2 protein-coding genes are annotated in these 1,034 nt (G+C 43.2%); both read left to right on the top strand.

All coding sequences use genetic code 11. The features are described 5' to 3' along the window. Nucleotides 1-610 (top strand): hypothetical protein (locus A3763_RS29135; RefSeq protein WP_197483070.1); only part of this gene is annotated, 610 nt, incomplete at its 5' end. An 18-nt stretch (nt 611-628) separates the two neighbouring features. Then, entirely contained in the window at nt 629-1,012 is a 384-nt protein-coding gene (locus A3763_RS23205; protein WP_068507569.1) for a YkvA family protein, read from the top strand. Nucleotides 1,013-1,034: the final 22 nt, after the last annotated feature.

Genomic DNA, 1,034 nt, shown 5'->3' on the forward strand with positions numbered 1-1,034 from the left:
TGGTCTCGAAGCACCTATTGGTCACGCGACAGAAAGCGGAAGTCATTTTGCGTTTTCCTTCAACACCTCTGATACAACTGTGACTACTGATCGTGGGACAGGAATTATTCTCGGCGTTGAGCTAGAGGAAGTAAGCAGCCCAATCTTTCCCGATACCGACGATGTAATACAGTTTACCTATCATATACAAGGTAATAGCATGACTATTTTGGACGAAACAAACAGTCTACAAAATCTGAACGGATCAACTCTGCATATTACCGATAGACTAAATGCAGGTTCAAGCAATGACTGTCATGCCACACTGCAATTATCGAGAATCTACGTTACTCATACCCTGACCAGCAACCCAGAGACGAACTCCCTCAGCTCTCCGAATCAAGACTCTCAAGCGTCGGTAGAAAGTGACACTTGCCGTGTTACCTTTAACGAGATTGAAATTAGCTTTGCTGATGTGTTGGGGCAAGCTTTAACATTAAAGGGATTTATATCAAAATCTGACGACAGCGCGACTCCAGGGAATCTCCTAACTTTATTATGGCTACAGGAAAACAGCATTGGTTTAGTACTTGCTGGCAAAGATCAGATATTAAAACCAGGCTTCGAATAAAGCCTGGTCGAGAGTAAAATGAAAGACGATATAAACGAAAAAAAGCTAACTAGTAAAATCAAATCTGCCTTCAGCTCCCTTTCTCAGGAAGCTATTACTCACGCACTAATTTTGTATTACACCCTACGCGAACCAAACACTCCAGCATGGGTAAAAACGGTTATTCTCGGAACGCTCGGCTACTTCATTAGCCTTATTGACGGGATTCCTGACTTAACCCCCGTTCTTGGCTACACCGATGACATATCTGTAATGGCTGCGGCAATCGCCACGCTGTCTCGATACATCACACCTGAAATCAAAGCGAAAGCTAAACATAAAACTGATGCTTTCTTTCCAGCTAAAAAAACTGATCAAAAGAAGACTTCAACTGAAGCGCCACCCGATAAACCAGAACAGTAAGCATGAGCACTATCCTCCCACC

It is taken from the genome of Oleiphilus sp. HI0128, from assembly GCF_001635365.1.